Raw genomic sequence first — 12,793 nt, 5'->3', positions numbered from 1 at the left:
TGGAGGCGCATTATAGGGAGCTCCCGAGGAATGACAAGCGGAAAAATACAATTTTATTTCAACCGCTCACCTTTTCACCAAAACGACCGTTTTTAGCGCTTTTTGATGGCCTGAGGCAGCTCCGCAAGGCTATTAATCACCCAGTCTGCGGCATTCTCAGCTTCTGGCGTCACAGGTTTACCGGTACGTACCAGCACTTTATTACCTACACCCGCCGCTGCAGCTGCCTGCATATCTTCCAGTTTATCGCCCACCATATAAGAAGAAGCCATATCAATGTTCAGGAACTCTTGCGCTGAAAGCAGCATTCCCGGATGCGGCTTACGGCAGTCACAAGTCTGACGAAACTCTTCAACGGTTCCTTGAGGATGGTGAGGACAGAAATAGATACCGTCCAGATCAACACCGCGATCGGCCAGAGACCAGTCCATCCACTCAGTTAATGTTTCAAACTGCGCCTCGGTAAATTTGCCACGCGCGATCCCAGACTGGTTGGTCACGACCACCAGCGCATAACCCATCTCTTTAAGTTCGCGCATGGCATCGATGACGCCTTCGATAAATTCAAATTCATCGATCTCATGTACGTAACCGTGATCGACATTAATAGTGCCGTCACGATCGAGAAAAATTGCAGGTACTGATTTTGCCACCGCTTTGCTCCTGAAAAAGGCATGTTCGCTTAGTATCTCATGAATCCGGAGACAAGAAAGTGCTCATCGAACAGAGTTACATTGATTTAGACGTCTGGATGCCTTAACATCCATTTCGTTGACGGTTAACGCCCGTATCAGGCAGAAGAAAATGCCACGGCAAACTCACATATGATTAAAAAAGTCTAATGATCAAACTTTCAAACATTACTAAAGTGTTCCAGCAAGGAACCCGAACGATTCAGGCGCTGAACAACGTTAGCCTGCACGTTCCGGCTGGACAGATTTATGGCGTTATTGGCGCCTCTGGCGCAGGTAAAAGTACGCTGATTCGTTGCGTCAACCTGCTTGAGCGTCCAACCGAAGGCAGCGTCCAGGTTGGCGGTCAGGAGTTGACCAAACTCTCTGAATCAGAATTAACCAAAGCACGCCGTCAGATTGGCATGATCTTCCAGCATTTTAACTTGCTGGCTTCCCGCACCGTTTTTGGAAACGTTGCGCTGCCTTTAGAACTGGATAACACGTCTAAAGATGAGATCAAACGTCGCGTTACTGAACTGCTGGACCTTGTCGGTTTGGGTGATAAGCATGATAGCTATCCCGCCAACCTGTCCGGCGGTCAAAAGCAGCGTGTCGCAATTGCCCGAGCGCTGGCAAGCAACCCAAAGGTGCTGTTGTGCGATGAAGCCACCAGTGCGCTCGACCCGGCAACAACACGCTCTATCCTGGAATTACTGAAAGATATTAACCGTCGCCTGGGACTGACCATTCTTCTTATTACTCACGAGATGGATGTCGTTAAACGTATCTGCGACTGTGTCGCCGTTATCAGTAATGGTGAATTGATCGAGCAGGACACCGTCAGTGAAGTCTTCTCGCATCCGAAAACGCCGTTGGCACAGCAGTTTATTCAGTCCACGCTGCATCTGGATATTCCGGAAGATTATCTTGAACGTTTAAAAGCGCAGCCTGAAGCCAGTAGTGTGCCGATGCTGCGTATGGAATTTACCGGCCAGTCCGTCGATGCGCCGTTGCTGTCGGAAACGGCGCGTCGCTTCAATGTAAATAACAACATTATTAGCGCGCAGATGGATTATGCCGGCGGCGTGAAGTTCGGCATTATGTTGACCGAGATGCACGGCACGCAAGAAGAGACGCAAGCGGCCATTGCCTGGCTGCAAGAACACCATGTAAAAGTAGAGGTACTGGGTTATGTCTGAACCGATGATGTGGCTGCTGGTTCGCGGCGTATGGGAAACGCTGGCAATGACCTTTGTATCCGGCTTTTTCGGCTTTGTGATTGGTCTGCCGGTTGGCGTGCTGCTGTACGTTACGCGTCCGGGCCAAATTGTTGAGAACGCAAAGCTCTACCGCGCTCTTTCCGCCGTGGTGAATATCTTCCGTTCCATTCCTTTTATTATCCTGCTGGTGTGGATGATTCCCTTTACTCGCGTCATCGTCGGGACGTCTATCGGCTTACAGGCCGCTATTGTTCCGCTGACCGTTGGGGCTGCCCCCTTTATTGCCCGTATGGTGGAAAACGCCCTGCTGGAAATCCCGACCGGTTTGATTGAAGCCTCCCGCGCAATGGGCGCCACGCCGATGCAGATCGTACGCAAAGTGCTGCTGCCTGAAGCGCTGCCCGGACTGGTGAACGCCGCAACCATCACCCTGATTACCCTGGTCGGTTATTCCGCGATGGGCGGTGCCGTCGGCGCTGGCGGTCTGGGTCAGATTGGTTACCAGTACGGTTATATTGGTTATAACGCTACCGTAATGAACACCGTTCTGGTATTGCTGGTAGTACTGGTCTATCTCATTCAGTTCTCGGGCGATCGCATCGTTCGTACTGTGACGCACAAATAACGTTAAACATTATAAACACGACGAATTAAGGAAATATCATGACGTTTAAATTTAAGACCTTTGCAGCGGTAGGCGCGCTGATCGGCTCTCTGGCACTGGTGGGTTGCGGTCAGGACGAGAAAGACCCGAACCACATCAAAGTGGGCGTTATCGTAGGTGCAGAACAGCAGGTTGCTGAAACAGCAGTGAAAGTCGCTAAAGAGAAGTATGGCCTTGACGTCGAGCTGGTGACATTCAATGATTACGTACTGCCTAACGAAGCGCTGAGCAAAGGCGATATCGATGCCAACGCCTTCCAGCACAAACCGTATCTGGATCAGCAGATCAAAGATCGTGGTTATAAACTGGTTCCAGCGGGTAACACCTTTGTATATCCGATTGCCGGTTACTCTAAGAAAATTAAATCTCTGGACGAACTGCAGGATGGCTCTCAGGTCGCGGTACCAAATGACCCAACCAACCTGGGCCGCTCTTTACTGCTGCTGCAGAAACAGGGTTTGATCAAACTGAAAGACGGTGTTGGCCTGCTGCCGACCGTTCTGGACGTGACCGAAAATCCAAAAAATCTGAAAATTGTTGAGCTGGAAGCGCCACAGTTGCCACGCTCTCTGGACGATGCACAGATCGCGCTGGCCGTTATCAATACCACCTATGCTAGCCAGATCGGCCTGACGCCGGCGAAAGACGGTATCTTCGTAGAAGATAAAGACTCTCCTTATGTGAACCTGATCGTGACTCGTGAAGACAACAAAGACGCAGAGAACGTGAAGAAGTTCGTTCAGGCTTACCAGTCTGATGAAGTTTACGAAGAGGCGAACAAAGTCTTTAACGGTGGTGCAGTTAAAGGCTGGTAATCTTCTCTTTGTGTAATATCATTCAGGACGGGCGAAAGCCCGTCTTGTCATTTATGCGGGCAACTGATTCAATAACTGACGTTTTGATTATTCATTGAGGAAAGAATATGCGTGCTTTACCGATCTGTCTCTTAGCATTGATGCTGAGCGGATGTTCTATGCTAAGCAGATCTCCTGTTGAACCTGTTCAAAGCACTGCAACCCCGCCAAAAGCGGAGCCAGCAAAACCGAAAGCGCCACGCGCTGCGCCGGTACGCATTTACACCAACGCGGAAGCTCTGATTGGCAAACCGTTCCGCGATCTGGGTGAAGTTTCAGGCGACTCCTGTCAGGCAACAAATCAGGACTCCCCACCAAACATCCCAACAGCGCGTAAGCGTATGCAGATCAACGCCTCCAAAATGAAAGCGAACGCCGTGCTGCTGCACAGCTGCGAAGTAACCAGCGGTACGCCGGGTTGTTATCGTCAGGCTGTGTGCGTAGGTTCTGCCCTTAACGTTTCGGCGAAATGAGTAAATTCCAGTTCGAGCAGATAGGTGTTATCCGCTCACCCTATAAAGAGAAGTTTGCCGTACCTCGTCAGCCTGGGCTGGTGAAAAGCGGTGGCGGCGAACTTCACTTAATCGCTCCGTATAACCAGGCTGATGCTGTGCGCGGACTGGAAGCTTTTAGCCATCTCTGGGTGCTGTTTATCTTCCATCAAACGATGGAAGGCGGCTGGCGCCCAACGGTACGCCCTCCCCGGCTTGGCGGCAACGCCAGAATGGGGGTGTTTGCCACGCGTTCTACCTTCCGCCCTAACCCGGTGGGGATGTCGCTCGTCGAACTAAACGGCATTCGCTGCCATAAGGATCAGGTCATCCTGGAGCTCGGCGGGCTGGACCTGGTGGATGGCACCCCTGTCGTCGATATCAAACCTTATCTGCCGTTTGCCGAAGCCCTGCCCGATGCCCGCGCCAGCTATGCCCAACAGGCGCCACAGGCCGATATGCCGGTTTACTTTACCGACGCGCTGGCTGCAGAACTGGTTCACCTTGAAAAACGCTACCCACGTCTGCGTGAGTTTATCGTCGATGTGCTGGCGCAGGATCCTCGCCCCGCCTATCGTAAAGAGGAAGACGCCGGGAAAGCGTATGCCGTCTGGTTGCTTGATTTTAACGTCCGCTGGCGCGTAACGGACTCAGGCTTCGAAGTGTTTGCGCTTGAGCCGCAGTAATTTTATTGTCCTCTCTTTTGGCATCTTTGCCACACTGGTAAACTAAACCACTTTTTTTGTGTCAGGCTGGCGTTTCAGCCTGTTCCAATAGTCGAAATGGAACCGTAACAACATGCGTACTAGCCAATATCTGCTCTCCACTCTGAAGGAGACACCTGCCGACGCCGAAGTGATCAGCCACCAGCTGATGCTGCGCGCCGGGATGATCCGCAAGCTGGCCTCCGGGTTATATACCTGGCTGCCGACCGGCGTGCGCGTCCTGAAAAAAGTCGAAAACATCGTGCGTGAAGAGATGAACAACGCCGGTGCAATCGAGGTGTTAATGCCTGTGGTTCAGCCCTCTGAACTGTGGCAGGAGAGTGGTCGCTGGGAACAGTACGGTCCTGAACTGCTGCGTATTGCCGATCGCGGCGATCGTCCGTTTGTTCTCGGTCCAACGCATGAAGAGGTCATTACCGATCTGATCCGCAACGAGCTGAGCTCTTACAAGCAGTTGCCGCTGAACTTCTTCCAGATCCAGACCAAGTTCCGTGACGAAGTGCGTCCACGTTTTGGCGTTATGCGCTCCCGCGAATTCCTGATGAAAGATGCTTACTCTTTCCATACCTCTCAGGAGTCTCTGCAGGAGACCTACGACAAAATGTATGAGGCTTACAGCAAAATCTTCTCCCGCATGGGTCTGGATTTCCGTGCTGTACAGGCTGATACCGGTTCAATCGGCGGTAGCGCATCCCACGAGTTCCAGGTTCTGGCGCAGAGCGGCGAAGACGATGTAATCTTCTCTGACTCCTCTGATTATGCCGCTAACATCGAGTTTGCAGAAGCCCTGGCACCAAAAGCGCCACGCGCCGCCGCAACCGAAGAGATGACCCTGGTTGATACACCGAACGCAAAAACCATCGCCGAACTGGTTGAGCAATACAACCTGCCTATCGAGAAGACGGTAAAAACTCTGCTGGTCAAAGCGGTAGAAGACAGTGCCTACCCGCTGGTCGCTCTGCTGGTGCGTGGCGATCACGAACTGAATGAAGTGAAGGCAGAAAAGCTGCCGCAGGTTGCCAGCCCGCTGACCTTCGCTACCGAAGCAGAAATCCGCGCGGTTGTTAACGCGGGTCCTGGCTCTCTTGGCCCGGTGAACATGCCTATCCCGGTCGTTATCGACCGTACCGTTGCCGCGATGAGCGATTTCTCTGCGGGTGCCAACATTGATGGCAAACACTATTTCGGCATCAACTGGGATCGCGACGTCGCCACGCCAGAAGTGGCAGATATCCGTAACGTGGTTGCCGGCGATCCGAGCCCGGATGGTCAAGGCACACTGATGATTAAGCGCGGCATCGAAGTGGGTCACATCTTCCAGTTGGGTAACAAGTACTCTCAGGCGATGAACGCGGCCGTGCAGGGTGAAGATGGTCGTAACCAGATCCTGACGATGGGCTGCTATGGCATCGGTGTCACCCGTGTGGTTGCCGCTGCTATTGAGCAGAATTACGATGACCGCGGTATCGTCTGGCCGGATAATATCGCGCCGTTCCAGGTTGCGATTTTGCCGATGAACATGCACAAATCCTATCGTGTGCAGGAGCTGGCTGAGAAATTCTATAACGAACTGCGCGCGCAGGGCATTGAAGTGCTGATGGACGACCGTAAAGAGCGTCCGGGCGTGATGTTTGCTGATATGGAATTGATCGGTATCCCGCACACCATCGTTATTGGTGACCGTAACCTCGACAACGATGATATCGAATACAAATATCGTCGCAACGGCGAGAAGCAGATGATTAAGACCGGTGACGTTGTGGATTACCTTGTTAAAGCCATCAAAGGCTAATTAAAAAACCCCGCCGCGGCGGGGTTTTTTATCGCTGTTATTGGCTGTTGCAGTCTTTACCCTGCTCAAACCTGGCGTTGCGATCCGCCACCAGCGTTTTCACGCTCTCACCGCTATCCGGGTTCGCTTCCAGCGTGAAGTGACCGTCTACCGTCAGCAGCACCGGCTTGGTATCGCCTCCGCGTGCCGCGGCGTAATCCCGTTCCAGTTGTGCGTTATTGGCCACGCTCACCTTCTTACCGGTGGCGCAGTCCGTAAAGATCGCCGCATCCGCCATATAGAAATACATGCCGCGCATCGCCATCGGTGTCGTCGGCAGCGCCGCTTTTACTGGCTGAAGCGTATAGTTAAATTGCGATTCAATGGGGTTTCCCTCGGTATCAAGCATTTCCAGCCCTTCGCCTCTAGCCCGGAAGTAGTGCTTTTCCCCTTCATTATCGGTCAGCACCAGCTTCTCTGCGGTACGCGCCCAGTTGCCGTAACTGGCGAATGTGGCAGGTTCTTTAGCACCCTGATAGCGCTGGTTCATTACCCAGGTACCATCTTTTTCAAGGAACAACGAGGTTTCAATGCCTTCGCAATCGGCACATGGCAACACGCCGCGCCAGCTTTGCTGCATGGGGGCCAGCGCTTCAGATTGCGTAGGCTGAAGCGTCTGCGTTTCCGAACGGTGGTTACAGCCCAGTAATACAAACAGTGTGCTTGCGGCCATCACTGAAAAAATCGCTGTTTTCACGCTACTTTCCTTCTGAAATATGTGTGTCACGCCCTACTCCTGGGGTCGACGAATTTTACCGCGCAAAGATTTAACGGTCGATTTTTGCGATTTTGCAGACAAGCGACGCTCTTTCGACGCTCGCGTCGGCCGGGTGGCTCTTCGGCTTTTCTGCTCGGTCGTTAATTCCTGTATGACCGCCACCAGCCGCGAAAGTGCCGCTTCACGGTTTAACTCCTGGCTACGATACTCCTGAGCCTTTATCACGATCATGCCATCGCTGGTTAACAGATGATGGCTGGCGGCGAGTAACCGCTCTTTGTAATACTCTGGCAGGCTGGAGGCCCGAATGTCAAAGCGCAGATGAATTGCCGTAGAAGCCTTGTTCACATGCTGCCCACCGGCCCCCTGAGCACGGATTGCAGTGATTTCCACCTCGCTATCCGCCAGCGAGACATTGCGCGAGATGACAATCATGAGCGCTGCTGCCACGCAGTCAGATGAATTTCAAGATTATTCTGGTTATCTGACAGCCAGATGGCGCCGTCCTGAATCGTCGCCTGTAAGTTCATGGTGCGCTCTGCAAAGGCGCTAAGCTGCGCCAGTTGCTCATCGTCCAGATACCAGACGGAGAGATTGCTGTATTGTGCACATTTACTTTTATTCTGCTGCCACCAGATCTCTGCGGCACGGCTGTTATAGGCAAATAACGCCACTTCTGCTGCCTGGGTGCAGGCTTTCTTAATCCGGCGCTCGTCTGGAAGCCCCATTTCAATCCACAAATCGATACCCAGATGATCATTGCGCAGCCAGGCGTCCGGCTCTTCCTCTGCACTCAGGCCACGGGTGAACTGCAAACGCTCATGCGCATGTTTGATCCATGCCAGCAGGCGCAGCATCAGGCGCTCCTGAGTTTCAGAAGGGTGACGCGCCAGCGTCAGGGTGGCATCGAGAAACTGGTTACGATCAAGGTCAGCTACATTGACCATCGCTTTATAAATTGTCGCTTTAAGCGCCATGGGCGAACTCCTTTCTAATCAGGTTCGCATTGTAGCGAAATAATGGCCAAATGGCTGTTAATGGCGCTTAAAAGCTCCACCTGGCAACCTGCTGATATTGCTTAAATGAGTATGGTATAGTCACCTTGCTAAACAGAGCTAATCTTCGTAGGCTTAGTGTTATCTCACAGTAACGTCAGCGCGCTGGCAGGAGGGGATGTGAATAATTATTGTGAGCTGATCCGCAAACGGTATGCGGAAATCGCCAGCGGAGACCTGGGGTATATCCCGGATGCGTTGGGCTGTGTGTTGAAAGTTCTGAATGACATCGCGTCGGACGACACGCTTTCAGAATCGGTCAGAGAAAAGGCGGCGTATGCCGCTGCGAATTTACTGGTGAGCGATTATGTCAATGAATGAAATCTATCAACCCATCAACTGTGATGACTATGACAATCTGGAACTCGCCTGCCAGCATCATCTATTGCTGACGCTGACGCTTAAAGATGGCGAAGTTTTGAAGGCTAAAGCCAACGATCTGGTTTCGCGTAAAAACGTTGAGTACCTGGTGGTGGAAGATGGCGGCGCAACGCGCGAGCTCCGTCTCGATAAAATTGCCAGCTTCAGTCATCCAGAAATCGGCACCGTCGTGGTGAGCGAGTCCTGATGCCTCATAACGGGCAGTCCCCTGCCCGTTATCTTTCCCACTTTAGTTGTAAACCTTTTCCTACCTCTGCTTCCCCTTCGCGCGTCACGAATTGCCCGGCTGCAGCAATCAGCGTTTCGCCATAAAAGAGAAGCGGCGTCGCATCGCGAAGCCATGGCGGGACATTGAGTTCTTGCCAGATTTTTTTAATCTTCCGTCCGCCGTTGCGCCCCACGATGTGTACCGTTCCACTGGCTTTAAAACGCACCGATACCGGCTCGTCCTTGCGCGGCGGGCGAATATTGCCACAGGGGCTCAATGATACCGTTCCCCAGCCCTTCGGCAGCAACAGCGGGGCGTTCAGTTCCAGCCAGGGAATGACCTCTTGCGCCAGCGATGGCTGTGGTCGTACCCACCAGAGCGCCTGGCGAAATCGTCGAATTTCTCCGTCCCCCAGTTTCAGCACCGGACTGGCATCTTCTCTGGCCTGCACCACCTCGTCCCAGATACGATTCACCATCGCACGGGACGGCATTAGCGCGCCGTTTGCCGCCAGCCAACGCCGTATTAACGCGGCCCGGCGCACGGCGCTCATCGTCAGGAGCGGGATTATCTGCATCCCGCCCGCGTCATCTGTCACTGTTACCAAATCGTCGGCCAGCAACTCATCAAGCAGTTGTTCCTGCTCAGCACACAGCGCCGCACTGCGCGCGGTCGCCTCGGCAAAGTGTGGCCAACGCTGCATGAGTTGCGGTACGACCCGCAAACGCAGGAAGTTACGGTCGTAAGCATCGTCCTGATTGCTTTCGTCATCTATCCAGCGCAGATCGTGCTGTTGCGCCCAGCTTAGCAACGAAGCGCGGGGCTCCCCAAGCAGCGGACGCAACTGAAAAGTATCGGCAAAACGCGCCCGTTCGGGCATGGCAGATAACCCCGCCGGGCCGCTGCCGCGTTTCAGCGCCAGCAAGAATGTTTCGCACTGATCGTCCAGATGCTGCGCAGTGACCAGCGCCTCCCCCGGCAGCAGAGCGCATTTAAAGGCAGCATAGCGCGCCTTACGCGCCTGCGCTTCGGTTCCCAGACCTTCATCCTGCAGCGTGACACGTTCAACGCGCAAAGGAATGTTCCACGCCCGGCAGAGCGCTTCGCAATGCGTCACCCAGCTATCAGCGTGCGAACTCAGCCCGTGGTGAATATGGATGGCGCGCAGTTCGACGTCGGGCTCTTGTTCGCGCCAGAGCATCAGCCGATGCAGTAGCACCGTCGAGTCCAGCCCACCGCTGAATCCCACCAGCAATCGGCGGAACGGAAAAACGGCTTGTGCAAGGGCGGGAATGGTCATAGTCATTATCTGAATGATGGTTTGCCCGGCACGTTACCGGGCAAAGCGTGCGGAGGCAAGCGTTACTGCTGATAGAGCTCCAGCGGCAACCCATCCGGATCGTTGAAGAAGGTAAAGCGCTTATCGGTGAAGGGATCGACACGTATGGCTTCACACTTCACCCCCTTCGCTTCCAGATGCGCGACGGCCTGGTCAATGTTATCGACACTGAAGGCCAGATGGCGCAAACCGCAGGCTTCTGGACGTGACGGGCGTGCGGGCGGGAACGGGAACGAAAACAGTTCAATCACATACTGGCCATTTAGCGCCAGGTCACCTTTCCACGAGTCGCGCTCTTCACGATAAGCCTCGCTCTGCAGCGTGAACCCGAGCGTATCGCAGTAAAATGCCTTACTGACCGCGTAGTCAGAAGCAATAATGGCAATATGATGAACCTGTTTTAAACCCAGCATAGCGTCTCCTTGTTGTTGTGCCTGCACGTTATAACTGAAACTCCTTGCCAGGCAAGGGGTCAAGGCGTTTTTAAGACTCGTACCCTGTAGACGCCGTTTTCATCACGTTTTGCGCCGTGAATGTCGGTGTCGAAGCCGGGGTAGTGGCGTCCAATGGAACAGAGCATCAGCAGGAAATCGAGAACTGGCCGGCTCTGTTCGGTAATCATTTCGCCGGGCATCAATAGCGGTACGCCTGGCGGATAAGGCAGGATCATATTTGCCGAGATCCGGCCGATCAGATTCTCCAGTTCCACCGTTTCAACCTCACCTTTCACCTGCCGCTGCCAGGCGTGATGCGGCGTGAGTTTCATCTCCGGCAAAACGTCGAACGCCTGCAACATCAGACGCGGCAGATCGTGCTGGCGGATCAGTTTGTGGATCCCTTGCGCCAGATCCTGGATACGCATATTGCGATAGAAATCCGGATCTTCGGCATACAGATCCGGCAGCATATTCTTCACCCGCAAATTAAGATCGTAAGCGCGCTTAAACTCCATCAACCCACGTAAAAGCCCCATCGCCCGGGTCTTATCGATCCCGATACTGAACAAGAACAGCAGATTGTAAGGGCCGGTTTTTTCAACCACGACGCCGCGTTCATCAAGGAATTTCGCTACCAGCGCCGCCGGAATACCGGTGTCGCTCATGATGCCCTGCTCATCCATGCCGGGAGTCAGGATGGTGACTTTAACCGGATCGAGGAACATATGGTCGTCGTCGGCGTCGCGGAATCCGTGCCAGTTTTCACCCGGGGCGATCGGCCAACACTCCGCTTCGTCGATCTCCTCAGGCTGCCAGATATCAAAGAACCAGCCATCTGCCTCTTCCCTCAGCCGCTGCACCTCTTTACGGAAGTGCAGCGCGCGCTCTACCGAACGGTTGATCAGCCGTTTTCCCGGGTTACCCCGTAGCATGGCGGCAGCCGTTTCGATAGAGGCCACCAGCGGATAGCTTGGTGAGGTGGTGGTATGCATCATAAAGGCTTCATTAAAGGTCTCTTCGTCATACTCGCCTTTGATATGAATGAGCGATGCCTGCGAAAACGCGGCCAACATTTTGTGCGTCGACTGGGTTTCATAGAAGACTTTGCCCGGCATGCGTTCACCGCTCATACCGCTCTTACCCGCATAGATAGGGTGAAAATTGGTATAGGGTACCCAGGCCGAGTCAAAATGAATCGAGGGGACATCCAGCGTCTGTTTTACCCAGTTGGTGTTGTAAAGCAGCCCATCATAGGTGGAGTTGGTGATCACCGCATGGACCGGCCAACTGGCCTGCACAACATTCGCCACTTTGCGTTCGATTGCCGCGTGGGTAAATTCCCGTCTCGGGATCCCCCCCAAGATCCCCAACGCATTGCGGGTGGGGGTGAGCCATAACGGCACCACGTCGCTCATCATCAACAGATGCGCCAGCGATTTATGACAGTTACGGTCAATCAACAAGGTGCTGCCTGCCGGTGCGGCATACATCCCTACGATCTTGTTCGAGGTAGAGGTGCCGTTGGTTACCATATAGCTCTGCTCAGCGCCAAAGGTGCGGGCGATGTACTCCTCCGCCTCCAGGTGCGGTCCGGTATGGTCCAGTAAGGATCCCAGCTCGGTCACCGAAATCGATACGTCGGCTTTCAGTGTATTGCCGCCGAAAAAATCATAGAACAGACAGCCGACAGGGCTTTTCTGATATGCCGTCCCGGCCATGTGGCCAGGCGTACAGAAGGTGTATTTACCCTCTTTGACGTAGGTGAAAAGCGCGCGGGTAAACGGTGGGGTGATATTATCGAGGTATTCTTCGGTGTATTGCTGAATGCGCGTCGCGATGTCGTCGGCCACGCCCAGCGCGTATTCGAAAAACCACAGCGCCATACGCATATCGTGTGCGCTAACATCCATCGTCGAGTGAGTATTGATAAAGGCATACAGCGGCAGGTATTCATTGAGCTGATTGATATCACTACACAGATCCAGGTCGTACTCGTCCCAGTCGAAAATCACGCCGCAAATCCGCGGATTGTGCTCGATAAACTTCAGCAGGTCGGCGCTGTTTTGCGGCCAGATAAGTTGATATCCGCGTTTTTGTAACGCGTTTTCCAGCTCCTTGATGGGTTCATCTTTATAAAAGACGCCGTGCGGCCCCATGATGGCAATGATATTCACGGTCTACCTCCTTGAAAAAACA

General features: G+C 53.5%; 15 protein-coding genes. 8 read left to right on the top strand and 7 right to left on the bottom strand.

Features of this window, described 5'->3' with window-relative positions; all coding sequences use genetic code 11:
• Nucleotides 1-92 precede the first annotated feature (92 nt).
• A complete protein-coding gene (gene gmhB / locus B3B59_RS07720) occupies nt 93-653 on the bottom strand; it encodes a D-glycero-beta-D-manno-heptose 1,7-bisphosphate 7-phosphatase (protein WP_040077065.1) in 561 nt (186 codons plus the stop codon).
• 188 nt (nt 654-841) lie between these two features.
• Here gmhB and metN point away from each other — a divergent pair, with 188 nt between their 5' ends.
• From metN to proS, 6 genes are all read left to right on the top strand, one after another.
• Nucleotides 842-1,873 (top strand): methionine ABC transporter ATP-binding protein MetN, encoded by a 1,032-nt coding sequence (gene metN / locus B3B59_RS07715; protein ID WP_040077066.1) that lies wholly within the window; start codon nt 842-844, stop codon nt 1,871-1,873.
• On the top strand, nt 1,866-2,519 hold the full coding sequence (locus B3B59_RS07710) for a methionine ABC transporter permease MetI (protein ID WP_040077067.1): 654 nt from the start codon (nt 1,866-1,868) through the stop codon (nt 2,517-2,519). Before metN ends, B3B59_RS07710 begins: the two co-directional genes overlap by 8 nt.
• A 38-nt stretch (nt 2,520-2,557) precedes the next feature.
• Nucleotides 2,558-3,373, top strand: coding sequence for a methionine ABC transporter substrate-binding lipoprotein MetQ (gene metQ / locus B3B59_RS07705; RefSeq protein WP_040077068.1), 816 nt, complete (start codon nt 2,558-2,560; stop codon nt 3,371-3,373).
• A gap of 107 nt (nt 3,374-3,480) precedes the next feature.
• Nucleotides 3,481-3,885, top strand: a complete 405-nt coding sequence (rcsF, locus tag B3B59_RS07700; protein ID WP_040077069.1) for an Rcs stress response system protein RcsF — start codon at nt 3,481-3,483, stop codon at nt 3,883-3,885.
• A complete protein-coding gene (tsaA, locus tag B3B59_RS07695) occupies nt 3,882-4,589 on the top strand; it encodes a tRNA (N6-threonylcarbamoyladenosine(37)-N6)-methyltransferase TrmO (RefSeq protein ID WP_233802033.1) in 708 nt (235 codons plus the stop codon). The genes rcsF and tsaA overlap by 4 nt, the downstream gene beginning before the upstream one ends.
• A 112-nt stretch (nt 4,590-4,701) precedes the next feature.
• On the top strand, nt 4,702-6,420 hold the full coding sequence (proS, locus tag B3B59_RS07690) for a proline--tRNA ligase (protein WP_040077071.1): 1,719 nt from the start codon (nt 4,702-4,704) through the stop codon (nt 6,418-6,420).
• A 37-nt stretch (nt 6,421-6,457) separates the two neighbouring features.
• Here proS and nlpE read toward each other — a convergent pair whose 3' ends face one another.
• From nlpE to B3B59_RS07675, 3 genes are read right to left on the bottom strand one after another with little or no spacing between them, the layout of a single operon-like run.
• Complete coding sequence (nlpE, locus tag B3B59_RS07685; protein WP_286808568.1) at nt 6,458-7,156, bottom strand: envelope stress response activation lipoprotein NlpE; 699 nt, start codon at nt 7,154-7,156, stop codon at nt 6,458-6,460.
• A gap of 33 nt (nt 7,157-7,189) precedes the next feature.
• Nucleotides 7,190-7,612 (bottom strand): alternative ribosome rescue aminoacyl-tRNA hydrolase ArfB, encoded by a 423-nt coding sequence (arfB, locus tag B3B59_RS07680; RefSeq protein ID WP_207293032.1) that lies wholly within the window; start codon nt 7,610-7,612, stop codon nt 7,190-7,192.
• On the bottom strand, nt 7,609-8,154 hold the full coding sequence (locus B3B59_RS07675; RefSeq protein WP_040077074.1) for a YaeQ family protein: 546 nt from the start codon (nt 8,152-8,154) through the stop codon (nt 7,609-7,611). Before B3B59_RS07675 ends, arfB begins: the two co-directional genes overlap by 4 nt.
• A gap of 198 nt (nt 8,155-8,352) precedes the next feature.
• Between B3B59_RS07675 and B3B59_RS07670 the strand changes: the two genes are divergently transcribed.
• Together B3B59_RS07670 and rof are read left to right on the top strand one after the other, a co-directional pair.
• Nucleotides 8,353-8,553, top strand: a complete 201-nt coding sequence (locus tag B3B59_RS07670) for a YaeP family protein (protein ID WP_040077076.1) — start codon at nt 8,353-8,355, stop codon at nt 8,551-8,553.
• Nucleotides 8,540-8,800, top strand: coding sequence for a Rho-binding antiterminator (gene rof / locus B3B59_RS07665; RefSeq protein ID WP_040077077.1), 261 nt, complete (start codon nt 8,540-8,542; stop codon nt 8,798-8,800). Before B3B59_RS07670 ends, rof begins: the two co-directional genes overlap by 14 nt.
• 28 nt (nt 8,801-8,828) lie before the next feature.
• Here rof and tilS read toward each other — a convergent pair whose 3' ends face one another.
• The 3 genes from tilS to B3B59_RS07650 form a co-directional block, all read right to left on the bottom strand.
• Complete coding sequence (gene tilS / locus B3B59_RS07660; protein WP_286808566.1) at nt 8,829-10,121, bottom strand: tRNA lysidine(34) synthetase TilS; 1,293 nt, start codon at nt 10,119-10,121, stop codon at nt 8,829-8,831.
• 62 nt (nt 10,122-10,183) lie between these two features.
• On the bottom strand, nt 10,184-10,573 hold the full coding sequence (locus tag B3B59_RS07655) for a VOC family protein (protein ID WP_040077080.1): 390 nt from the start codon (nt 10,571-10,573) through the stop codon (nt 10,184-10,186).
• 59 nt (nt 10,574-10,632) lie between these two features.
• Nucleotides 10,633-12,771: a lysine decarboxylase LdcC gene (locus B3B59_RS07650; protein WP_286808565.1), complete on the bottom strand. Its 2,139-nt coding sequence runs from the start codon at nt 12,769-12,771 to the stop codon at nt 10,633-10,635.
• Nucleotides 12,772-12,793: the final 22 nt, after the last annotated feature.

It is taken from the genome of Leclercia sp. UBA2479 (assembly GCF_002341985.1).
Taxonomy (GTDB): domain Bacteria; phylum Pseudomonadota; class Gammaproteobacteria; order Enterobacterales; family Enterobacteriaceae; genus Enterobacter; species Enterobacter pneumoniae.
The sequence above is the reverse complement of the archived record's forward strand: the minus strand, read 5'-3'. Positions and strand labels throughout refer to the sequence as shown.

Coding starts and splice junctions, on each gene's coding strand:
- metN (WP_040077066.1), top strand. CDS start 842: ATGATCAAACTTTCAAACATTACTAAAGTGTTCCAGCAAGGAACCCGA.
- B3B59_RS07710 (WP_040077067.1), top strand. CDS start 1,866: ATGTCTGAACCGATGATGTGGCTGCTGGTTCGCGGCGTATGGGAAACG.
- metQ (WP_040077068.1), top strand. CDS start 2,558: ATGACGTTTAAATTTAAGACCTTTGCAGCGGTAGGCGCGCTGATCGGC.
- rcsF (WP_040077069.1), top strand. CDS start 3,481: ATGCGTGCTTTACCGATCTGTCTCTTAGCATTGATGCTGAGCGGATGT.
- tsaA (WP_233802033.1), top strand. CDS start 3,882: ATGAGTAAATTCCAGTTCGAGCAGATAGGTGTTATCCGCTCACCCTAT.
- proS (WP_040077071.1), top strand. CDS start 4,702: ATGCGTACTAGCCAATATCTGCTCTCCACTCTGAAGGAGACACCTGCC.
- arfB (WP_207293032.1), bottom strand. CDS start 7,612: ATGATTGTCATCTCGCGCAATGTCTCGCTGGCGGATAGCGAGGTGGAA.
- B3B59_RS07675 (WP_040077074.1), bottom strand. CDS start 8,154: ATGGCGCTTAAAGCGACAATTTATAAAGCGATGGTCAATGTAGCTGAC.
- rof (WP_040077077.1), top strand. CDS start 8,540: ATGTCAATGAATGAAATCTATCAACCCATCAACTGTGATGACTATGAC.
- tilS (WP_286808566.1), bottom strand. CDS start 10,121: ATGACCATTCCCGCCCTTGCACAAGCCGTTTTTCCGTTCCGCCGATTG.
- B3B59_RS07655 (WP_040077080.1), bottom strand. CDS start 10,573: ATGCTGGGTTTAAAACAGGTTCATCATATTGCCATTATTGCTTCTGAC.